This is a genomic window from Rhizobium sp. N122 (assembly GCF_002211295.1).
GTDB lineage: Bacteria > Pseudomonadota > Alphaproteobacteria > Rhizobiales > Rhizobiaceae > Rhizobium.
Genome location: NZ_LOKU01000034.1, coordinates 266,759 through 287,907 on the forward strand (window position 1 = coordinate 266,759; position 21,149 = coordinate 287,907).

General features: G+C 62.2%; 17 protein-coding genes. 10 read left to right on the plus strand and 7 right to left on the minus strand.

Annotation, left to right across the window (positions count from 1 at the left end; all coding sequences use genetic code 11):
- Positions 1-18 precede the first annotated feature (18 nt).
- Both ntrB and ATY75_RS22900 read left to right on the plus strand, forming a co-directional pair.
- Positions 19-912 (plus strand): nitrate ABC transporter permease, encoded by an 894-nt coding sequence (ntrB, locus tag ATY75_RS22895; protein WP_088939336.1) that lies wholly within the window; start codon positions 19-21, stop codon positions 910-912.
- Positions 913-923: 11 nt separating this feature from the next.
- The gene (locus tag ATY75_RS22900) at positions 924-1,721 is read left to right on the plus strand and encodes an ABC transporter ATP-binding protein (RefSeq protein ID WP_088939337.1); all 798 of its coding nucleotides are present in this window, start codon (positions 924-926) and stop codon (positions 1,719-1,721) included.
- A gap of 49 nt (positions 1,722-1,770) precedes the next feature.
- Here the strand turns inward: ATY75_RS22900 and ATY75_RS22905 are convergent, their stop codons facing one another.
- Together ATY75_RS22905 and ATY75_RS22910 are read right to left on the minus strand one after the other, a co-directional pair.
- The gene (locus tag ATY75_RS22905; RefSeq protein WP_088939338.1) at positions 1,771-3,807 is read right to left on the minus strand and encodes an FAD-dependent oxidoreductase; all 2,037 of its coding nucleotides are present in this window, start codon (positions 3,805-3,807) and stop codon (positions 1,771-1,773) included.
- 127 nt (positions 3,808-3,934) lie between these two features.
- Positions 3,935-4,930, minus strand: a complete 996-nt coding sequence (locus ATY75_RS22910; protein WP_088939339.1) for a glycine betaine ABC transporter substrate-binding protein — start codon at positions 4,928-4,930, stop codon at positions 3,935-3,937.
- A gap of 163 nt (positions 4,931-5,093) precedes the next feature.
- Here ATY75_RS22910 and ATY75_RS22915 point away from each other — a divergent pair, with 163 nt between their 5' ends.
- Complete coding sequence (locus ATY75_RS22915) at positions 5,094-6,119, plus strand: GlxA family transcriptional regulator (protein ID WP_088939340.1); 1,026 nt, start codon at positions 5,094-5,096, stop codon at positions 6,117-6,119.
- Between the two features lie 11 nt (positions 6,120-6,130).
- Here the strand turns inward: ATY75_RS22915 and ATY75_RS22920 are convergent, their stop codons facing one another.
- Positions 6,131-6,715: an isochorismatase family cysteine hydrolase gene (locus tag ATY75_RS22920; protein ID WP_088939341.1), complete on the minus strand. Its 585-nt coding sequence runs from the start codon at positions 6,713-6,715 to the stop codon at positions 6,131-6,133.
- A 76-nt stretch (positions 6,716-6,791) separates the two neighbouring features.
- Positions 6,792-9,179, minus strand: coding sequence for an EAL domain-containing protein (locus ATY75_RS22925; protein WP_190241409.1), 2,388 nt, complete (start codon positions 9,177-9,179; stop codon positions 6,792-6,794).
- Positions 9,180-9,283: 104 nt separating this feature from the next.
- On the opposite strand from ATY75_RS22925, the gene ATY75_RS22930 reads away from it, so the two are divergent.
- Positions 9,284-10,090 carry a transporter substrate-binding domain-containing protein gene (locus ATY75_RS22930; protein WP_088939343.1) on the plus strand — a complete coding sequence of 269 codons (807 nt, stop codon included), beginning with the start codon at positions 9,284-9,286 and terminating at the stop codon, positions 10,088-10,090.
- Positions 10,091-10,189: 99 nt separating this feature from the next.
- Here the strand turns inward: ATY75_RS22930 and fdhA are convergent, their stop codons facing one another.
- Positions 10,190-11,380 carry a formaldehyde dehydrogenase, glutathione-independent gene (gene fdhA, locus ATY75_RS22935; RefSeq protein WP_064841772.1) on the minus strand — a complete coding sequence of 397 codons (1,191 nt, stop codon included), beginning with the start codon at positions 11,378-11,380 and terminating at the stop codon, positions 10,190-10,192.
- 670 nt (positions 11,381-12,050) lie between these two features.
- Here fdhA and ATY75_RS22945 point away from each other — a divergent pair.
- A complete protein-coding gene (locus ATY75_RS22945; protein ID WP_088939344.1) occupies positions 12,051-12,485 on the plus strand; it encodes a hypothetical protein in 435 nt (144 codons plus the stop codon).
- Between the two features lie 65 nt (positions 12,486-12,550).
- Here the strand turns inward: ATY75_RS22945 and ATY75_RS22950 are convergent, their stop codons facing one another.
- Positions 12,551-13,456, minus strand: a complete 906-nt coding sequence (locus ATY75_RS22950; RefSeq protein WP_088939345.1) for an EamA family transporter — start codon at positions 13,454-13,456, stop codon at positions 12,551-12,553.
- A 112-nt stretch (positions 13,457-13,568) separates the two neighbouring features.
- Between ATY75_RS22950 and ATY75_RS22955 the strand changes: the two genes are divergently transcribed.
- Positions 13,569-14,444, plus strand: coding sequence for a LysR substrate-binding domain-containing protein (locus ATY75_RS22955; RefSeq protein ID WP_088939346.1), 876 nt, complete (start codon positions 13,569-13,571; stop codon positions 14,442-14,444).
- Here ATY75_RS22955 and ATY75_RS22960 read toward each other — a convergent pair.
- On the minus strand, positions 14,419-15,519 hold the full coding sequence (locus ATY75_RS22960) for a GlxA family transcriptional regulator (protein WP_245317620.1): 1,101 nt from the start codon (positions 15,517-15,519) through the stop codon (positions 14,419-14,421). The two genes, ATY75_RS22955 and ATY75_RS22960, sit on opposite strands and share 26 nt — an antisense overlap.
- Here ATY75_RS22960 and ATY75_RS22965 point away from each other — a divergent pair.
- The 4 genes from ATY75_RS22965 to ATY75_RS22980 are packed head-to-tail and all read left to right on the plus strand — an operon-like array spanning position 15,518 to position 21,148.
- On the plus strand, positions 15,518-16,420 hold the full coding sequence (locus tag ATY75_RS22965; protein WP_088939348.1) for a 3-keto-5-aminohexanoate cleavage protein: 903 nt from the start codon (positions 15,518-15,520) through the stop codon (positions 16,418-16,420). The two genes, ATY75_RS22960 and ATY75_RS22965, sit on opposite strands and share 2 nt — an antisense overlap.
- 7 nt (positions 16,421-16,427) lie before the next feature.
- Positions 16,428-17,918, plus strand: a complete 1,491-nt coding sequence (locus ATY75_RS22970; protein WP_088939349.1) for a carnitine 3-dehydrogenase — start codon at positions 16,428-16,430, stop codon at positions 17,916-17,918.
- Between the two features lie 10 nt (positions 17,919-17,928).
- Positions 17,929-19,089 carry an acyl-CoA dehydrogenase family protein gene (locus ATY75_RS22975; protein WP_088939350.1) on the plus strand — a complete coding sequence of 387 codons (1,161 nt, stop codon included), beginning with the start codon at positions 17,929-17,931 and terminating at the stop codon, positions 19,087-19,089.
- A 4-nt stretch (positions 19,090-19,093) separates the two neighbouring features.
- Positions 19,094-21,148 carry an acetate--CoA ligase family protein gene (locus ATY75_RS22980; RefSeq protein ID WP_088939351.1) on the plus strand — a complete coding sequence of 685 codons (2,055 nt, stop codon included), beginning with the start codon at positions 19,094-19,096 and terminating at the stop codon, positions 21,146-21,148.
- The last annotated feature ends 1 nt before the right edge of the window (position 21,149 follow it).

Here is a 21,149-nt window from a genome sequence, read left to right on the forward strand (position 1 = left end):
CCCGTGAGGAGCACTTCGATGCCCGCCCTGGCAAATCAAGAAAACCCCTCCACTGCCGCCACTGCCAAGCCGGCGGCAAAGATTCTGCCATTTTCCGGCAAGCACGGATCGCGGATCGATGTTCGTCATGCGGCAATCGCCGCGTTTCGCAACGTCGTTCCGCCAGCCATCGTCATGGCACTCATTCTGCTCGTCTGGCAGGTGCTCTGTTCATCGCCGGATGCGTCTTTACCGTCGCCACATCGGGTCTGGCAGGATAGCTACGACCTGATCGCCTATCCGTTTTTCAACAACGGCTCGCAGGATATAGGGCTGGGCTGGCGCGTGCTGATTTCGCTGCAACGCGTGGCCTATGGCTTCGGTCTTGCCGCCGTCATCGGGGTTATCGTCGGGGCGATCATCGGCCAATCGGTCTGGGCGATGCGCGGCCTCGATCCGATCTTCCAGGTGCTGCGAACGGTTCCGCCGCTCGCCTGGCTGCCGCTGTCGCTCGCAGCCTTCCAGGATTCAAACCCTTCAGCGATCTTCGTTATCTTCATCACCTCGATCTGGCCGGTGATTATCAACACTGCCGTTGGCGTGCGCAATATCCCGCAGGACTACCGCAACGTCGCCGAGGTGCTGCGGCTCAACCAGTTCGAGTTTTTCTGGAAGATCATGCTGCCTTCGGCGGCCCCCTACATCTTCACCGGCCTCAGGATCGGCGTCGGTCTCTCCTGGCTCGCCATCGTCGCAGCCGAAATGCTGACGGGCGGCGTCGGCATCGGCTTCTTCATCTGGGACGCATGGAATTCGTCGCGCCTGCCGGACATCATCGTCGCGCTCGCCTATATCGGCGTCGTCGGCTTCGCCCTCGACAAGCTGGTGGCTGCGCTTGGCAAACTCATCACCCGCGGCGCCATGGCCAACTGAGGAACGTATCGATGAACGCCTATCTCAAGCTCGACCATATCGGCAAACATTTCGATCGAGGCGGCGTGCGCGCCGAGGTCCTGAAGGATATCAACCTGACGATTTCAAAGGGCGAATTCGTCTCGATCATCGGCCATTCCGGCTGCGGCAAATCCACCCTGCTCAACCTGATTGCCGGCCTGACGCCGGTTTCTTCAGGCGCCGTGCTTCTTGAAAACCGTGAGGTCAACGGACCCGGTCCCGAACGCGCCGTCGTTTTCCAAAACCACTCCCTGTTGCCCTGGCTGACGGTTTACGAGAACGTCAATCTCGCCGTCTCCAAACTTTTCAACCGAACAAAGACCAAGACCGAGCGACATGACTGGGTCATGGCCAACCTCGACCTTGTGCAAATGGCGCATGCCAGGGATAGGCGGCCTTCGGAAATTTCCGGCGGCATGAAACAGCGCGTCGGCATTGCCCGCGCGCTTTCAATGGAGCCGAAAATCCTGCTGCTCGACGAGCCTTTCGGCGCGCTGGATGCGCTGACCCGCGCCCATCTTCAGGACGCAGTGATGGAAATCCACGCCCGGCTCGGCAACACGATGGTGATGATCACGCATGACGTCGATGAGGCGGTGCTGCTCTCCGACCGCATCGTGATGATGACCAACGGCCCGGCGGCGGGCATCGGCGAAGTGCTCGATGTGACCATCTCCCGTCCCCGCAATCGCATCGAACTCGCCTCCGACCGGACATATCTCAAATGCCGGGAGGCCGTGCTGAAGTTCCTTTACGAACGCCACCGCTTCATTGAAGCCGCGGAATAGCGACGGGGAAGCAACCGGGCGTGATTGGCCGGTCGCGGTCCGCCCCGGGCTATGCCGCGCAGACCTTCGCCGTTTCGTCGTTTCGCGTGCCCTCTGCGGTACCGATCGCCATTCCGGCGCGCCGTCCCTCGTAGAAGGCATAGGGAGCCTGCCTTGGCGCCACGCCGTCGCCGATCTCGACGAAGGGAATAGCGCGCTCGGCCAGCTCCATGGCGAGCCAGTTCGCCGCAACATTGGTGGTGGAGAAGACGAGGCTGTCGGCATCGACCGTCTCGCGCTTTCCGGTCAGATGGGAGACGAGGATTGCGGCGTGGCCTTGCCAGCTCTCTATGCTGGTCTCCGTTCGGAACTGAACGCCGAGCATGCTGAGCGTGCGGCGCAGGGGAACGTCGGCGGAGGTGCGCTGTAGTTCCTTTCCGATGAGTGCGTCGGGTGTCACGAGCACGACCTCGTGCCCCTGCTCGGCAAGCTTCCAGGCCGTGCCGCAGCCCTTCCAGCCGCCGGTTTCATCGACGACGACAACACGTTTGCCGAGCCTTGCCTGGCGGGCCATGACGCTTTCGGCGGAGAAGACGTTTCCTTGTTCGATCCCGGCGAGCGACGGCCGGTCGGGCATGGCCTTCTGAAAGCCTGTTTCCTGCGGCACCGATCCGGTCGCCAGGATCACCACGTCGGCGCCGATGTCGGCGACATCGCTTCCTTCGATATAGCTGTTGAAGCGAACCTCGACGCCGAGTTTTTCGAAGCGGGTTTCGTACCAGGAAATGAGGTCCAGTATCTGCGCCCGCCTTGGCTGCTCGCCGGCAAGGCGGAAGGCGCCGCCCAGCCGGTCCGCGGCTTCCGCCAGGATAACCCGATGGCCCCTTTCGGCGGCCACACGCGCCGCTTCCAATCCGGCCGGCCCTCCCCCGACGACCAGCACGAATTGGGGATTTTCGATAGGTTCGAACCGGTCGCCTCCCCATTCGGCCTCGCGCCCGACCGAGGGGTTGATCAGGCAGCTGATCCAATAGTCGCGCGACCGCCGGCCCCAGCACATCTGGTTGCAGGACAGACAGCCGCGGATATCCTCGGGCGTTCCCAACCGCGCCTTATTGGCAAGATGCGGGTCGGCGATCTGGCCGCGCACGATCGAAACCAGATCCGCCGCTCCCTCCCCCAGCGTGATTTCCGCATTCTCGGGTGTTCGGATATGGCTTTCCGCCGTCACCAGCGCATGGCTCACGACCTGCTTCAGGCGTGCCGACAGCTCGACACCCAATCGCTCGGGATAGAGAAAGGTCGGCATCAGGCTGCCATAGTCGAAATATCCGCCCGAGCCGCAGGTCACGTAATCGATCAGCCTCTCCTCATCGAGGCCGGCAACGATCTCCGTCAACTGATCACGATTCAGAGCGGTCGGACAGCCCGGCTCGTCGCTGACGGTCAGCCCGATGATGAAATCAGGGCCGCAGGCCTGCCGGATGCGGTTGAGGACTTCCCTGGAGAATCTCGTTCTGTTTTCGAGACTTCCACCCCAGCGATCCTCGCGGCGGTTATAGAAGGGTGTCCAAAACTGATCGAGCAGACCGCCATAGGCGGCCCAGACCTCAACGCCGTCGAAACCTGCCGCCCGACAACGCAGTGCCGCCTTGACGAAAGCCTCGATGGTTTCCTCGATCTCGTCTTCCGTCATCGCATGCGAGCCGTCGCTATCGTGATAGCTCGGTCCTCCCGAAGGCGACCAATGCGGATGAAAGGAAAGGTCGGAATCGCCATGGCTGCCGACATGATAAAGCTGCTGGACGATGACGGCCCCATGCTGCTTGACGCTTTCGGTCAGCCTCTTGAACGCCGGAATGACGGAGTCGTCCGATGTCCGGAAATTGCCCCGCGTCAACACGGTCGCCGGATGGACCGGCATCGGCTCGACGACGATCATCGCCGCCCCGCCGATCGCCCGTTCGACGTAATAGGCGGTGGTCTGATCGCCCGGCAGACCATTCACCGACATGTTTGCCGTATGGCCGCCGAACACGATCCTGTTGCGCAGCCTATGGCCGGCAAGCGTGATCTCGGAGAAGGTCTTCGGAAAGGTGGTCGTCATCTGGAATCCTGGTGGGTTTCACGCTGCAGTGCGGATGCGCGGGCCTCGACACCCCGCGCACCAGCTATTTGTTCTTATGCATGTCGTTATCCCGCAACCGCTACACGCTTCCGGGCAACATTGCAGTTCAGAGGGCGGCTGTGACTTTTTCCGCCACGTCGGCGCTCAGCCACGACTTCCAGATCTCCGGATGCTCCTTGAAAAAATGCACCGCGCCGTCATCGCCGCCGGCCTGGGCATCGGTCATCCACGACATGACCGAACTGACGGTCTGATTGTCCCATGAGCGCTTGCGCAGATAGTCTATCACGCCGGCATTTCCGCTTTCCGCCAGTTTCTCTGAGACAAGCGTCACGACATGGTCCTTCGGCCATTCGTTCTTCCTGGGATCGCCGCAATCGGCAGCGGTGTTGCAGCGCTTCCACTCCGCCGCCTCATGCGGGACTCCGGCTTCGAGACGCACCATGGAATATTTCCCGAGAAGGGCGGTCGGCGACCAGTAATAGCCCATCCAGCCCTCCTTGTGCTCATAGGCCCGCGCCATGGCGCCGTCGAGGCCGGCCTGGGTTCCGGGATCGACGAGCTCGAAGCCCTTGGCTTCGCCGCCATAGGCCTTGAAAAGCTGGGCGCTGACGACCGAGCCGCCCGATCCTGTCGGGCCGTTGAAGACCGCTCCCTTCGATGTGTTCTCGGGTGCGGGGAAAAGCTCCGGATGAGCGAAGGCGTCATCGACCGTCTTGATCTCGGGATGAGCGTCGACGATGAATTTCGGTATATACCAACCCTGGATGCCACCGTCGGACAAAGCCGGTCCGATATTTACAATTCTGCGCTCGTCGACGCCGCGTTTGACGATTTCCGGGACGAGATCGACCCAAGCCTCGCCGGCAATATCAGGCTGCCCCTTTTCCACCATCGAGGTGATCGTCGGCACGGTATCGCCGGGCACGAACTCCACCTGACAGCCGAAACCGTGCTCGAGGATGAACTTATCGACATGGGCGAGAAGTTCGCCGCTTTGCCAGTTCATGTTGGCAACGGTAACGGTGCCGCAAGCGGCGCTGGCGTCGGATGCGATGCCGGCGATCAACGCGACCGTCGAAATTGCGAGAAGATTTTTCATTGTGTTCCCCTTTTTTGCGCTTTGGCATAGCTGCTTGGCGGGAGGGAAGACCGGTTTTCCCAGCCTCAGTCGCCTCGCCGCCCAACGCAAATCGATGGTATTTGTCTTGGTTGCCGCAGTATTGTACGTTTAGGACAATTTCGATGGCCCGGAGGACCTTCGTTTGCAGCGCGACTACTCTCAATTGGGGCCAAGCAAGCCGGCGCCCGACATCACCTCTCCGCTCAGGGTGGGAATCGTCGCCACGCCGAACTTCACGCTGATGCCGCTTGCCTGCTTCACGGATTTTCTCCGGCTCGCAGGCGACGAAGGCGATTTCAGCCGGCGAATCTACTGTGACTGGGAGCTGCTGTCGCATACTCTCGATCCGATACGCTCCAGCTGCGGCCTGGAACTGACGCCGGGCAGAACGTATGGGGATCCACGCGACTATGACTTCATCGTCGTGCATGGAGGCATACTGCACGCCGACCACAGGATCCCGCCGGAACTCTACGACTTCGTCACCGGTGCTGCGCGCAAAGGTGTGCCGGTGGCCGGCAACTGCTCAGGAAGTTTCGTGCTCGCCGAGGCCGGCCTGCTTGCCGGAAAGAAATGCGCCGTCCATTTCACGCTGGCAGGGCTGCTGCGCCAGACCTTTCCGGATATCATCCCCGTCACCGACCGGCCCGTCGTGGTTGACGGAAATGTCATAACCTGTCCCGGCGGATTGGCTTCGATCAAGCTCGCAATGTATCTTGTGTCCAATGCCTGCGGGGAGTCCCGCGCACATAAGGCGTTTCACTATCTTCTCGGGGATCACGGTTTCGACCGGCAGGGTGCGATCGAAGAGCCCGATCTCGGTATGAAGTGCGGGGACCGCCGCGTGGCGAATGCGATCGGGCTGATGCGGCAGAAGATGTACGAGCTCTGTTCGCTTGCCGACATCGCGGCGAGTGTCGGCACATCGGAACGGGAGCTTTCCCGGCTTTTCCAGAAGCATCTGCAGGTCGCTCCCGGCGAATATTGGCGCCAGATGCGCCTGAAAGCGGCAAAATGGATGGTGCTCAACAGCGATCGGTCGATCGCCCAGATCGCCTATGAATGCGGCTTTACCGATTGCGCCCATCTGGTGAACTGGTTCCGGCGCACCTATCACGTCACGCCCGCAAAACTCCGGCGGTCGCATCGCGAACTGGGAGTGCGCTGACGGGAACTGCTTCAGTCAACGCCCCGCAAAAACTCCTCAGCCTCCATCAGTTCGAGCTGCACGGAAAACCGATCGTGCAGAAGCTCCAGCGACGCGTCATAGGTGTCATCGACGCTGCTGCAGACGGCGTCCTTCAGCACGATCACACGATAGCCGAGATCGATGGCGCCGAGTGTCGTGGCAAGCACGCAGACATCGGTTTCACCGCCTGTTATCACGAGGGTATCGACATGCTCCGACTGAAGGATCGGATGGAGGCGGCCGTCGATCCAGGGAGAATAGGTGCGTTTGTCGAAGTGCCTTGCCGGCGGAACCAGTGACGCCAGCGATGAGGCCAGATCGACGAGGTCGCGCGGAAGGTGCTCGCCGGTCATCATCCACCATTTCCGGTAATAATCCCGCCATTTCCCCGGCATCTCGTCGGCATGATCGGGCGGCAGGAAGCGGGTAAAGATCGTTCGGGAGGGGTGCCGCCCGGCGAGTTCCTCGATCTGCGGCGAGACCCGTGCCATCCAGGGAACATGCCAAGGCGTGTCTTCGGCAAACATCCGCTGCATGTCGACGCAAAGGTGCCGCCACTCGCCGATCTCGCCCATCACATCCTCCCTTCTCCGGGCGTCAACCATCGCCTGCGGCGAAAGTTCCCGTGGCTGGGAAATGATCGGAGCCCTCTCAGGCGACGGCGTCTGGAGCGATCGTCAGCATTCCGGCGGCGGTCTCAGGTTCGCGGAAACAGTCGAGTTCGCGAAGCGGAACCGGTTTGGAGAAGAAATAGCCCTGGAGGTCGGTGCAGCCGAGGGCGGCCAGAAAGTCGCGTTGATATTCGGTTTCAACCCCTTCCGCCGTCGTCGAGATACCGAGGTTGCGGCTGAGCGCGACGATGGCGCCGATGATCGCTGCCCCGTTGGCCTTTGTGCCGAGCAGCGAGACGAAGGATCGATCGATCTTGATGCGGTCGATGTCGAAGCGCATCAGGTGGCTGAGGCATGAAAAGCCGGTTCCGAAATCATCGAGAGAAATCTGGATACCCTTGCTGCGCAGCGACTTCAGCACCGAATAGATGTCGGAATTGTCCTCGATCAGCGAGGATTCGGTGAGTTCGAGCTCAAGCCGGGACGGCGGCAGCCCGCTCTCCTGAAGCACGGTGAAGACTTCCTCGGCGAAATTCGGCCGCCGCAACTGGGCCGGAGACACGTTGACGGCAACAAAGGTGTTCTCAGGCCATTTGCAGGCGGCTCGGCAGGCTTCACGCAATACCCAGAAACCGAGAGCGTCGATGAGGCCGCCCTCCTCGGCGACGGGGATGAAGCTCGCCGGCGTCAACAGGCCGCGCTGGCTGTGACGCCAGCGCACCAGGGCCTCTGCGCCCGAGGCCGAATATCCGCCCTCGGCGCGGTGCACTGTCTGGTAATAGACTTCGAGCGATCCGAAGTCCGGCCGGTTTGCAACGGCATCTGAATGGGGACGAGCGGATGAGGCCGTGCCTTTGGCCAGAACTTCGCGCAATTCGTTCTTGAGAATGTCGCGCGCGTTTCTGCCGCCGTCCATGGACGGCGAATAGACGCGCCATTGACCTCTGCCGCCCATCTTTGCCTCGTAGAGCGCGACGTCGGCATAGCGCATGATGTCGTCGGCATTCCGGCCGGCATCCGGCACGACGGTCACGCCGATCGAGCCTCCGACGCGGGCGACCGCTTCGCCCCGCAAAAGCGGGAAGGGCTTGCCAAGTTCGGCAACGATGGCTTCGCAGATTGCCGGCAAGACCTGATCATGATCTTTGATGTCCCGGAGAAGCAGGGCAAATTCGTCCCCTCCGAGCCGGGCAAGCGTGTCGCCTGGACGTAGTATCGAGCGGATCCGCTCCGCAGCCAGCCTGATGAGCTCATCGCCGGCCGCATGGCCGAACGTGTCGTTCACGGCTTTGAAGCGGTCGAGGTCGAGAAGCGCAACAGCCGAGCGTTCGCTCGAATTCCGGGTCTCGGCCAGGCACTCGTCGAACCGCATTGCAAACAAGGCGCGGTTGGGAAGGTCGGTCAGCACGTCATGCAAGGCAAGCTGGCGTGCATGCAGCTCGCTTTTCTTCAACTCGCCGAGACTGCTTCGCAGGCGCACGAGCAGAACCGAGAACAGGACCGCGATCACCAGGGCGGCAATCGAAAGCGCCGGCATCAAGCGGCCGATGACCCTCGACCCAGGAAGATCGGGCCGCCAGACGATGAAGCCGATCGGTTCGCCGTTTGCCGTCGCGTCGATCTGAAACGCAACCTCGTTCTCGTCGGCATCGGCGGTGCGCGCGAAACGCGCGCCGTTGAGCCCCTGTTGCCGGCTCAATTCATCGAGCGCCGCACCGTCGATAAATCGGACGACGATCAGGAATTGCCGCATCGGCTGCTGCCGTGCCTGATCGGCGTCGTTGATGGCGACGACGCCGACGATCGTCGGGCGGCCTTCCAGCCGCATCAGATTGGCCAAGGCGCGATTGGAACCGGCCGCGCTTGCAAAGCGGCTTTCCATCGAGGCCGGCATTCGTTCGGACGCCGTCCCTTGCCTCACCCCAAGGCGGGCATCCTGAAGGAGAGGCAAAAACAGAGGCTTCATCCAGCGATAACGCTTTTCCGTCTGCGCGTCGGCCAGCATGAGCAACTGGGCCTTCTCGTCGACGACGAAAGCCTGGTCGTAGCCGAAGGCGGACATTGCAGTCTGGCTGATCGCACTGCCGGCTGCCGCTGTCAGGACGGCATCGAGACTGGAGGCGCCTCCGGTCGAACGGGCGGCGGGATAAACGCGCGTGAGATAGCCGTTGCCGAACTGGCCGATAACATGCGCGACCTGATCGACCTGCTCCCGCAGCCGTGCATTGACCAGCTGGCGCTGGCGATCGAGGGCGGCAGCATCGCTTTCGGTTCCTGCCCACAGCGCCGATAAAACGACGAGACCAATCGCTCCCAGCCCGCTGACGGCGATCAGAAAGAGAATCCTTCCCGAGGCGATCCAGGATTGCTGAAACGTATTGGAGCTGGAAGGAACAACGATGTGCAAGCCTAAACCCCTGAACACCACGACACGGGCGCATGCGTCGACGCTAACAAAGAAGCGTTCACGTAGAATTAAAAGCTACGGCGCATAATCGGCGAGATCGAATACGCCCCAAGGAGCTACCGACGATGCTGCGCATATCCCTTCAGACTATGGTGCGCGGAGCGCTGATGGCGGGCGGGCTGGGTATCTTCTTGGCTGCGGCCTCGCCATTCCCGGCGGCCGCGCAAGATCCGATGCCGATGCGAATTGCCGTCGAAGGCGCATTTCCGCCCTTCAACTATCTCGATGCCAACAACAAGCTTCAGGGTTTCGACATCGATATCGCCAATGCGCTTTGCGAGGTCGGCAAGTTCGACTGCCAGTTCATCATGGAGAAATGGGACGATATCATCCCCAATCTCGTTGCCGATAAATACGACGCGATCATCTCGTCCATGTCGATGAGCCTCGAACGGCGCCAAAAGGTTGCCTTTACGGAGAAATACTACAACAGCCCGTCGGTGTTCATTGCACGGAAAGATTCGCCGATCAGCGATGTCAGCCCCGCCGCCCTCAGCGGCAAAATCCTCGGGGTGACGTCGTCGACGGCGCAGGAATCCTACGCCAACCATCTCTATCCCGACATGAAAAAGAAGGTCTTCCGGTCTTCGCCTGAATTGTACAAGGGGCTCTCGGACGGCAGCGTCGATATCATCCTGGAGGACAAACTCGCCATTTACGACTGGATCGCCAACACCAAGGCGGGAACCTGCTGCGAGTTCAAAGGACCGGATCTGGTCGACGTCACATATTTCGGCGAAGGTGCCGGCATCGCGCTGCGCCTGGATGACAAGGAACGTCTTACCCGCTTGAACGACGCGTTGAAGAGCATCAAGGCGGACGGGACCTATGACATGATCAACGCAAAATACTTCCCGTTCAGCATCCAGTAGTTTTGCCGACAGATTCTTCTGATTGAGAGCATCAAATATTACAGCGCCGCGCGTCTGAAAAGATGCGCGGCGCTGCAGTTTGGTCTTCAGTCCCTGGCGTTAGGCGGCTTTCGCGACCTCTCCATGCGGATCGAGAACATATTTCGTCGCGGCGCCATGGTCGAAGCTCTCATAGCCGGCAGCGGCATCGTCGAGCGGGATAACCTTGGCATTGACGATATCAGCAATCGGCAGCCGGTCGTGCAGGATCGCCTGCATGAGCTGCCGATTGTATTTGAGCACCGGTGTCTGGCCGGTGTGGAAAGACTGCGCCTTGGCCCAGCCGAGGCCGAAGCGGAGCGACAGATTGCCCTGTTTGGCAGCATTGTCGACGGCGCCCGGATCCTCGGTGACGTAGAGGCCGGGAATACCGATCGAGCCTGCGGCGCGGGTGATCTCCATCATCTGATTGAGGACGATCGCCGGCTGTTCGCCGCCCGAATGGCCACGTGCTTCGAAGCCGACCGCGTCGATGGCGCTGTCCACCTCGTTGCTGCCGACGACCTGGGCGATCATATCGCCGAGACGGTCGCTCTTGGAAAGATCGATCGGTTCGAAGCCGACCTTCGCCGCATGCGCCAGGCGGTCCTTGTTGAAATCACCGATCATGACGACCGCGGCGCCGAGGATGCGCGCCGAAGCCGCAGCCGCAAGGCCGACAGGGCCGGCGCCCGCGACATAGACGGTCGAGCCGACCCCGACGCCTGCGCGCACCGCGCCATGGAAGCCGGTGGGCAGAATGTCGGAGAGCATGGTGAGATCGCGGATCTTCGCCATCGCCTTGTCCCGATCCGGGATTTTGAGCAGATTGAAATCGGCGTAGGGGATAGTGACGTAGCGTGCCTGTCCACCGATCCAGCCGCCCATGTCGACATAGCCGTAAGCGCCGCCGGCACGGGCCGGGTTCACGGTGAGGCAGACGCCGGTATCCTGGGACTTGCAGCAGCGGCAACGGCCGCAGGCGACATTGAACGGCACCGAGACGATATCGCCGATGTCGAGCATCTCGACGTCGACGCCTTTCTCGATGACCTCGCCGGTGATTTCATGACCGAGGACCAGGCCCGGCATCGCCGTCGTGCGGCCGCGGACCATATGCTGGTCGGAGCCGCAGATATTGGTCGAGATCACCTTCAGGATAACGCCGTGCTCGATGCGGCGGCCGTCGGGCGCTTCCAGCTTCGGGTCGTCGATGTCGCGAACTTCGACCTTGCCCGGCCTCAAATAAACGACGCCTCTATTCTTGCTCATGGATTCCTCCCATTCGTTGAATGCCTCGATCTGCAACCGATGCAATCGATGACAACTTTTCCTCCGGTCTGCCTCCTCTGCAGCCCGGTATTCACAACGCCGCATCGGGCGATATTCGAACTTCGCAAACAGGCGGGGGCAGATTGATGGAGGGGAGGAGCGAGACGATAGGTCCGGCCTGTCGTTCCACTCGTCATCGCCGCCGCAATCCGCCGATTTGCTGCGCAAAGAGCTGGTTTCCGGGCTCCAGAACCTCCTTTCGATTCATCTTGGAATCTTCGGTCGGCCTTCCAACGGTTCCGTCGCCAGTGACGAGCGCCTTGAACATCACAAGAAAACCATGCCCGGCGGAAAACAGCGCCCGAGAAAACGACATGGGCGCAACTCAAAGACGACAGTCGGAAAGCTGCGGATAGCATGCTGCCGACAGGCATGAGTTGATCCCCGGAATCGGGCGGTTTTCCGGATCGGTTCAGAAGGTTTGAATGCAGGCCTCCGATCAAATCCTTTGAGCAATGTAGGGTTCCTGCGCCGGTTGTCACCCGTTGATCCGCATCTGGTCGATCAGCGGCAGATGCCGTTTCCAATCGTGATTGGACATCGGCTGCGACCTGAGCCACGCTGTTTTTGGGAGCGGACCATCTATTTTTCTTAGAGATAGGAGGCCGAAATGGAACAGTATGCACTGGAGCAGTTGAAAACGATTGCGAAGGTCAGCACGACCTGCAAGCGCCTTGAATTAACGCGGCGCGAACGGATTGAACGGTGGGCCGAAAGTCTCGAACGCAGCCCCAGACCGTTTCTCAAGACGCTTCACGAAACGGAATATCAGCCGATCGAAGATCGGATTGCCATGCGGGACGACGACACCCCGATCTCCGTCGCATTCGCTGATCCCATTCTGCGGGCGGCAGGAATGGAAAATGATAGCTATGGAGAGGCCAAGCGGTTCTTCGAGCTCAGCGACGGGCAATTGCACGAGCTTGTCTGCTTCTGTCATTTTGGTGAACGCGTCAGCGCGGCAACGGTCGCTCGCCGGGTGCGAAAGATGGCAGATCCCACACCAAGCGGGTTTTTCGCTCAGCTCCGTGCGTTCTTCGGCTAATTGAGGCCCAGGCCACATGAAACAAAGCCACATGAAACGGCCGCCGCAGCAATCGGGCGGTGTGCTTAGCCGTCGTAAGTCCGCCGGCCCCGGTTGAAGTCGACAGCCGTGTGCCAGAACACCGCGCCGAGGATGATCGCGCCGCCGAAATAGGTGGCGACGGGCGGCTGCTCTGAAAACAGCAGCCAGACCCAGAAGGGCGTCAGCACGATTTCCATCGTGCCGATCAGCGCAGCTTCAGCCGGCGGCATCCGTTTTGCCCCGGCGAGAAACAGTACCAGCGCCAGCGAGAAATTGGTGGCGCCGAAGGCGGCGAGGACGATCCAGTTGTGCAGGTCGAGCGAGCCGACCGAACCGAACGGCGCGAAGATGACCAGGGTCAGAAAGGCACTGACGACGGTCGGCGGCAGGCTCGGAACGCCGGGGCTGATGCGCGGAATGATGATGACGAGCGCGAAGGACGTCGTCATGCCGAGCGCCAGCAGATCGCCCCAACCCGTGCCGCCGCCGATCGACGAGGCGACGATGACGCCGACGCCGAAGAGGGAAACGGCGCCGGCGATCAGCGTCCGCCTGGCAACCCTCTCCTTGAGGATGAGCCAGCCGAACAAGGCTGCGATGAAGGGCGTCGTCGCATAGATCATCGTCACATTGGCGACGGTGGTCATGTAGAGCGCCCCGATGAAACATCCCTGACTGAAAGTCTGGCATGCGATCATCGCAAGACCGGAGGGATGGAGGACGGAACGCCATTGCCGCCGCGAGATGCCCCCTTCGAGGAAAAGGCAGGGGATCAGCAGGAACATGCCTCCGAACAGCGACCGCCAGGCGATCGCCGTCCATACGTCGGTCGTGAGCAGCCGCGAGTAAACGCCGCTCGCACTCCAGGCAAGCGTCGCGGCAACGATGAGAAGCACACCCTTCTCGTGCTCGCTGCCTGCGAGGCGCGTGGTCGGATTTTCAATGGTCACGCAGATAGTCTCAAAGAAGGAAGTCGAACGCCGCCCAGTTCTGCGCCAGCGATTGACATAAGACAAACGAATAGTAGAGATGGCTACTATCGATTTTTTCTATGGCTAGCGCATGCATGAACCAATCGAAAGCGACCTGCTGAGGACCTTCCTGGTCGTCGCCGAGACGTCGAATTTCTCCGCGGCTGCCCAGCGCATCGGGCGGACGCAGTCGGCGGTCAGCACCCAGATCAAGAGGCTCGAGGCGGCGATCGGCGAGATCCTTTTCGAGCGCGGTGCCCGTGGCGTGCTGCTCACCCGCCAGGGCATTCAGCTCGTGCCTTATGCCCGCAGGGTGATCGATCTCCTGAACGAGGCCGCCGCGACGATCCGCAGCAAACCCCTCGACGGGCCGGTGCGGATCGGAATTCCCGAGGAATACAGCCAGACGGTGCTGCCCGCGGCGCTCGCGGCCTTTGCGGTGCGCCATCCGGCGGTGGAGGTCACGGTGTCCTGCGACTACACGGTCCGCAACCTTGCCGCCCTGGAACGGGACGAACTCGATCTCGCCGTCGTTTTCGACTGGAGCGATCAGAACAAGGGCGAGGTCCTCTGCATTGATCCCACCGTCTGGGTCACATCGATGGTCCACCGGCTGCACGACATCGATCCCCTGCCGGTTGCGACCTATCGCAACTCCACCTGGTCACGCGATTTTGCGCTGCGCTCGCTGGAGCAGATCGGCCGCAGCTACCGGATCGCCTTCATCGCCGATACCGGTTCTGGCCTGAAGAACGCCGTGACAGCAGGCCTTGCCGTCACCACGCTTTCCCGCAGCAGCATTCCGCCCGGCTGCCGGGAACTGACGGCCGAAGACGGTTTTCCGCCGGTCGATTCCTCGAAGGTTGTGCTCCGCCGCAGCACTTTCCGCTCCAGCGAAGCCGTCCGGGAACTCGCCGAAAGGGTGCGCGAGGCGTTCCAGCCTATGGCGGCGCCGGCGATGGTGTGATGCGGCGGCGCAGGCGGCGCCGGGTTTCGGACGGGCTCTCAGAAAAACTCGCGCGGTAGCTTCTGGCAAAGGCTGAGGCCGAATTGAAGCCCGTCGCCGCCGCGATGTCGGCGAAGGAGGCCGTCGTCTCGATCACCTTGCGGCGCGCCGCATTCAGTCGCAGCGCCAGATAATGCACATGCGGCGGCGCGCCGATGCTCTGCTGGAAGAGATCCTGCAGATGCCGGGCGCTGACGCCCACCCTACGGGCCAGCCGCGTGAGAATGAGAGGCTGCTCGATATGCTCTTCCATCAGATGCACCGCCTGCGTCACCCGCGGGTCATGCATGCGCAGTCCCGCCGAGGCTGCGGAAAGCGGTTCGTCCACATGGAAGAAGGGTTGCTCGTAGCGGAACAGCCGGCTGACTTCGAGCGCCAGCGAATAACCCTGCCGCTGCCGGATCACCTCCAGCATCAGGTCGACGGTCGGCAGCGAACCTGATGTCGTCAGCCGCTTGCCGTCGATGACGAAACGGTCCTTGACGGCCCGGACCTCGGGATAGGCCAGGGCAAAATCCTCGTAGTCTTCCCAGTGGACCGTCGCCCGCAGCCCGTCGAGCAGGCTTGCTTCGGCGAGCAGCCATGTGCCGGACTCGATGCCGGCAATGATCCTGCGGTGGCGGGCGACCTGGGAAAGCTGCATCTTCAGCGCCGGCGTCGCGCTGCGGCGCCAGTTGTAACTGGCCAGCACGAAGAGCGGTCTGTCTTCAATCGTCGCCTGGAAGCTGCCTTCGACCGGGATGGCGATATGGCTGGTGGTCGGCACCGGCGTGCCGTCCGGCGTCAGCAGCCGCCAGCGATAAAGCTCGCTGCCGGCGATGCGGTTGGCGCCGCGCAGCGGCTCGATGACCGATGCGATCAGGATCAGGTTCGTATCCGGCAGGACGAGAAGATCGATATCGAGCCGTTCCGTCGATCGCTGCAGCAAGGTCGCCTCCCCTTTGTTCCGATAATGTATCGATGGCTTCCGAAAATGCAAAGCATCGCCGCCAATCCTGTCGCGTAATGGCTGACAAGACGGGGAGAACAAAAACATGCCTCTAGTGATGAACCGCGATGTCTTCATCACCTGCGCCGTTACCGGTGCCGGCGATACGGTTTCCAAATCCAGCCACGTTCCCATCACTCCCAAACAGATCGCGGCTTCCGCGATCGACGCCGCCAAGGCTGGGGCGGCTGTTGTTCACTGCCATGTTCGCGATCCGGAAACGGGGGCTGCCAGCCGCCGCAACGATCTCTACAGGGAGGTCACCGAGCGCATCCGCTCGGCCGATATCGACGTCGTCCTCAATCTCACCGCCGGCATGGGCGGGGATCTGATCTTCGGCGATGTCGAAAGCCCCCTGCCCCTCAATCCGAAGGGCACCGATATGGTGGGCGCGACCGAGCGCGTCAGCCATGTCGCCGAATGCCTGCCGGAGATCTGCACGCTCGACTGCGGCACGATGAACTTCAATCTCGGCGACTATGTCATGACCAATACGCCGGCCATGCTGCGGGCCATGGCCAAGAAGATGACGGATCTCGGCGTACGCCCTGAGATCGAGGCTTTCGACACCGGCCATCTCTGGTTCGCCAAGCAGCTCGCCGAGGAAGGCCTTATCGAAGACCCGGTGCTGATCCAGCTCTGCATGGGCATTCCCTGGGGCGCGCCCGACGATCTCAACACATTCATGGCGATGGTCAACAACCTGCCCCAGAGCTGGACCTTCTCGGCGTTCTCGATCGGCCGCAACGCCATGGCCTATCCGGCAGCGGCGGTTCTGGCCGGCGGCAATGTGCGCGTCGGCCTGGAGGACAACCTCTTCGTCGGCAAGGGCCAGCTCGCCACCAATGCGCAGCTCGTCGAAAAGGCGGTGCAGGTGGTGGAAGGCATGGGGGCGCGGATCATCGGGCCGGAAGATGTGCGCAAGAAGCTGAAGCTGACGAAGCGCTGAGGATATCATGACCAAGATCAGCAAGGCGGCCTGTATCGGCGGCGGCGTCATCGGCGGCGGATGGATCGCCCGATTCCTGCTGGCCGGCATCGACGTCGACGTGTTCGACCCGCATCCGGAAGCAGGCCGCATCGTCGGCGAAGTGATCGCCAATGCCGAAAAAGCCTATGCCATGCTGACCGGCGCGCCCCTGCCACCGCGCGGCAGGCTGACCTTCTGCGAGACGCTGGCGAAAGCCGTTGCCGATGCCGACTGGATTCAGGAGAGTGTGCCGGAAAGGCTCGATCTCAAGCGCGGCGTCCTCACCCAAATCGATGCCGCGGCACGACCCGACGCGCTGATCGGTTCCTCCACTTCTGGGCTGTTGCCGACCGATCTGCAGCGCGACATGAAGCATCCCGAACGGCTCTTCGTCGCCCACCCCTATAACCCGGTCTATCTGCTACCGCTCGTCGAGATCGTCGGCGGTGAGAAGACCTCGGCGGCGACCATCCGGGCGGCGATGGAAAGATTGCCGCCGATCGGCATGAAAGGCGTCCACATCGCCAAGGAGATCGAGGCTTTCGTCGGCGACCGGCTGCTCGAAGCGCTCTGGCGCGAGGCCCTCTGGCTCATCCACGACGATATCTGCACCGTCGAGACGCTCGACGACGTCATCCGCTATTCCTTCGGCCTGCGCTGGGCGCAGATGGGCCTGTTCCAGACCTATCGCATCGCCGGCGGCGAGGCCGGGATGCGCCACTTCCTCGCCCAGTTCGGGCCCTGCCTCGCCTGGCCCTGGACCAAGCTGACCGATGTCGTCGATCTTGACGATGCTCTGATCGAAAAGATCGGCCGGCAATCCGACGAGCAGGCGGCGGGCCTTTCAATCCGCCAGCTTGAGCGCATCCGCGACGAAAATCTCGTCGGCATCCTGCAGGCGCTGAAGGGCGGTGACGGCGGCAAGGGCTGGGGCGCCGGCAAACTGCTGAAGGATTTCGAGCAGTCGCTCTGGGCAAAAGGCTCAGGCCAGACCATGCCCGCCGATCTTTCGAAGCCGCTGCGGCTTGTCGAAACCAAGGTGAGCCCGGCCTGGGTCGACTATAACGGCCATATGACCGAGCACCGCTATCTCCAGGTGTTTGGCGATACATCAGACGCGCTGCTGCGCCTCGTCGGCGTCGACCTTGCCTATGTCGAGGCCGGGCACAGCTACTATACGGTGGAAAGCCATATTCGCCATCTCGGCGAGGCGAAGCTCGGGCAGGCAATCCATTCGGCCTGCCAGATCCTGGCCGCCGACGAGAAACGGCTGCATGTCTTCCACACGCTGCACGAGACGGCGACGGGCGAGCTTATCGCAACCGCCGAGCAGATGTTGCTGCATGTCGACAGCAAGGCGGGCAAGGCAGTGGCGGCGCCCGCCGTGGTGCTCGACAGAGTGAAGGCGATTGCCGCGTCCCATGCGGAATTGGCGCTGCCCGAGGGTGCCGGCCGTCATGTCGGCCAGAGGCGGTAGGAGGATCGGCATGGATTTCGGTCTCAGCGATGAACAGGAAATGATCGTCGAAACGGTCCGCGCTTTCGTCGAGACCGAGATCTATGCGTATGAGAACGAGGTCGAGCGGACCGGCATCGTTCCGCCGGAGCTCGGCCGCGAGATCCAGCGCAAATGCATCGATCTCGGTTTCTACGCCTGCAATTTCCCCGAGGAGGTCGGCGGCGCCGGCCTCGACCATGTCACCTTCACGCTCGTCGAACGGGAGCTCGGACGCGGCTCGCTCGGGCTGACGGTCTTCTTCGGCCGGCCCTCCGGCATCCTGATGGCCTGCGAGGGCGAGCAGCGCGAACGTTATCTCCTGCCGGCGGTGCGCGGCGACAAGATCGACGCGCTTGCCATCACCGAGCCGGACGCCGGCTCCGACATGCGCGGCATGAAGTGTGCTGCCCGCCGCAACGGCGGCGACTTCGTCCTGAACGGCACGAAACACTTCATCTCCCATGCCGATGTCGCCGATTTCGTCATCGTCTTTGCCGCCACCGGCGAGGAGGAAACGCCGAAAGGCATCAAGAAGAAGATCACTGCCTTTCTCGTCGATCGCGGCACGCCTGGCTTCGAGATCCTGAAAGGCTATGATTCCGTTTCGCACAGGGGCTACCATAACTGCACCCTCAGTTTTACCGATTGCCGGATCCCTGAAACCCAGGTGCTGGGCGAGGTGCATCGCGGCTTCGATATCGCCAATCAATGGCTCTACGGCACCCGGCTGACGGTTGCCGCCACCTGCGTCGGCCGGGCACGCCGCGTCTTCGACATGACTTTGCCCTATGCCGCCGAACGTAAGCAGTTCGGCAGGCCGATCGGCGCCAATCAGGGTGTCTCCTTCAAGCTCGCCGATATGATCACCGAGATCGACGCGGCCGACTGGCTGACCCTTTCAGCCGCCTGGCGGCTCGATGCCGGCCTTGCCGCCGACCGGCAGATTGCCTCGGCCAAGCTCTATGCCTCCGAAATGCTGGCCCGCGTGACGGATGAGGCGATCCAGATCTATGGCGGCATGGGGCTGATGGACGACCTGCCGCTTGCCCGCTTCTGGCGCGATGCCCGCGTCGAGCGCATCTGGGACGGCACCTCCGAAATCCAGCGGCATATCATCAGCCGCGACCTGCTTCGGCCTTTGGGAGCGTGAGCCGATGACATCCAGCCCGCTCGACCGCCTACTCAGACCGCAAACGATCGCCGTCTTCGGCGGCCGCGAGGCGCGCCGGGTGGTCGAGCAGTGTGACCGCATGGGCTTTTCAGGTGAGATCTGGCCCGTCCATCCCAAACTCGACGAGGTGCTGGGACGGCCGTGCTATCGCTCCGTATCCGATCTTCCCCAGGCGCCGGACGCCGCCTTCGTCGGTGTCAACAGGACGCTCACCGTCGAGATCGTGCGCAGCCTTGCCGCGGCCGGTGCCGGCGGCGCGGTCTGTTATGCATCGGGCTTCAGCGAGGCGACGGCGGAACTGGCCGATGGCGCCGACCTGCAGCAGGCCTTGCTTTCGGCAGCCGGCGGCATGCCGATCCTCGGCCCGAATTGCTACGGGCTGATCAACGGTCTCGATGGCGCGCTGCTCTGGCCGGACCAGCACGGTATGAAGCGCATCGAATACGGCGTGGCGATCCTCACGCAGTCTTCCAACATCGCCATCAACCTGACCATGCAGACCCGTGGGTTGCCGATCGCCTATGTGGTCACGGCAGGCAACCAGGCGCAGACATCGCTTGCCGACGTCGCCTGCGCATTGATCGAGGATCCGCGCGTCACGGCGATCGGCCTTCATGTCGAAGGTTTCGGCGATGTCTCCGGCCTCGAACGCCTTGCCGCCATTGCCCGCCAGTCCAAGAAGCCTGTGGTCGTGCTGAAGGTCGGCAGATCCGAGCAGGCAAAACAGGCGGCGGTGTCGCACATCGCTTCGCTCGCCGGCAGCGATGCGGTGGCCGATGCCGTGCTCGCCCGCCTCGGCATCGGCCGTGTCCAAAGCCTGCCGGCATTGCTGGAAACCCTGAAGCTGCTGCATGTCGCCGGCCCCCTCCCAGGCCGGTCGATCTCGTCGATGAGCTGCTCGGGCGGCGAAGCTTCGCTGATCGCGGATGCGGCCGTCGGCCGCAATATCGAATTCGCCGCGCTGCAGCCGCAACAATTGCCGCGCCTTCGACGGGTGCTGGGCGAGATGGTGACGCTCTCCAACCCGCTTGACTACCACACCTTCGTCTGGGGTGATGTCGGCCGCCAGACCGAAGCCTTCAGCGTCATGTTCAAAGGCGGTTATGCCCTCAATCTCGTCGTCCTCGACTTCCCGCGGTGCGACCGCTGCGATGCGTCCGAATGGGCAATGACGGCAGATGCGGTCATCACTGCTGCCTCTGCCACCGGTGCGCTGGCCGGCCTTCTTGCGACCCTGCCGGAGAACATGCCGGAGCCGATCGCCGACCGGCTGATGGCCAATGGCGTCGTCGCTTTTTCAGGCATCGACGAAGCCATCATTGCGGCTGAGGTCGCAGCCGGCATCGGCCAAGCTTGGCAAGCCCCGCCTCCCCCGCCGCTGCTCGACGTGCCGTCCATGGACGGTGAGATCGAGACGCTGACGGAAGCCGATGCGAAGACGGAGCTTGCTGCCTGCGGCCTCCCCGTTCCCTGGGGGCTGCAGGCTTTTTCTCCCCATGATGCCGTCGAACAGGCCGAACGGCTCGGTTTCCCCGTCGTTCTGAAGGCCCTCGGCATTGCGCACAAGACCGAGGCAGGCGCCGTCGCGCTCAACCTCCGGGATAGTCAGGCCGTCTCGAACGCGGCGGCGAAAATGGCGTCGAGTGCCGGTTATCTGGTCGAGAAGATGATCGATCCGCCGGTCGCCGAGCTTATTGTCGGCGCCATCCGCGACCCTGTCTTCGGATTGTCGCTGACCCTGGGAGCGGGCGGAATCATGGTCGAATTGCTCGAGGATTCCGTCATCCTGCCGCTTCCGGCCACGAAAACCGAGGTTCATGCGGCGATTTTGCGCCTAAAACTGGCAAAATTGCTCTATGGCTATCGCGGGCGGCCGAAAGGCGATCTCGACGGCGCGGTCGCCGCTATCGCAGCAGCGGCAGATTATGTCGTAAAGAACGCGGCACGGCTGGAGGAACTGGACATTAATCCGTTGATGGTTCTTCCCGAAGGGCGCGGTGTTGCCGCAGTCGATGCCCTGATACGGCGGAGGAGGTAGC

What these genes read in the sequence shown, in the direction of transcription:
- ATY75_RS22945 (WP_088939344.1), top strand. Translation starts at nt 12,051, where the DNA reads ATGGAACAGTATGCACTGGAGCAGTTGAAAACGATTGCGAAGGTCAGC.
- ATY75_RS22970 (WP_088939349.1), top strand. Translation starts at nt 16,428, where the DNA reads ATGACCAAGATCAGCAAGGCGGCCTGTATCGGCGGCGGCGTCATCGGC.
- ATY75_RS22980 (WP_088939351.1), top strand. Translation starts at nt 19,094, where the DNA reads ATGACATCCAGCCCGCTCGACCGCCTACTCAGACCGCAAACGATCGCC.
- fdhA (WP_064841772.1), bottom strand. Translation starts at nt 11,380, where the DNA reads ATGAGCAAGAATAGAGGCGTCGTTTATTTGAGGCCGGGCAAGGTCGAA.
- ATY75_RS22905 (WP_088939338.1), bottom strand. Translation starts at nt 3,807, where the DNA reads ATGACGACCACCTTTCCGAAGACCTTCTCCGAGATCACGCTTGCCGGC.
- ATY75_RS22920 (WP_088939341.1), bottom strand. Translation starts at nt 6,715, where the DNA reads ATGGGCGAGATCGGCGAGTGGCGGCACCTTTGCGTCGACATGCAGCGG.
- ATY75_RS22930 (WP_088939343.1), top strand. Translation starts at nt 9,284, where the DNA reads ATGCTGCGCATATCCCTTCAGACTATGGTGCGCGGAGCGCTGATGGCG.
- ATY75_RS22910 (WP_088939339.1), bottom strand. Translation starts at nt 4,930, where the DNA reads ATGAAAAATCTTCTCGCAATTTCGACGGTCGCGTTGATCGCCGGCATC.
- ATY75_RS22900 (WP_088939337.1), top strand. Translation starts at nt 924, where the DNA reads ATGAACGCCTATCTCAAGCTCGACCATATCGGCAAACATTTCGATCGA.
- ATY75_RS22965 (WP_088939348.1), top strand. Translation starts at nt 15,518, where the DNA reads ATGCCTCTAGTGATGAACCGCGATGTCTTCATCACCTGCGCCGTTACC.
- ATY75_RS22955 (WP_088939346.1), top strand. Translation starts at nt 13,569, where the DNA reads ATGCATGAACCAATCGAAAGCGACCTGCTGAGGACCTTCCTGGTCGTC.
- ATY75_RS22975 (WP_088939350.1), top strand. Translation starts at nt 17,929, where the DNA reads ATGGATTTCGGTCTCAGCGATGAACAGGAAATGATCGTCGAAACGGTC.
- ntrB (WP_088939336.1), top strand. Translation starts at nt 19, where the DNA reads ATGCCCGCCCTGGCAAATCAAGAAAACCCCTCCACTGCCGCCACTGCC.
- ATY75_RS22960 (WP_245317620.1), bottom strand. Translation starts at nt 15,519, where the DNA reads ATGTTTTTGTTCTCCCCGTCTTGTCAGCCATTACGCGACAGGATTGGC.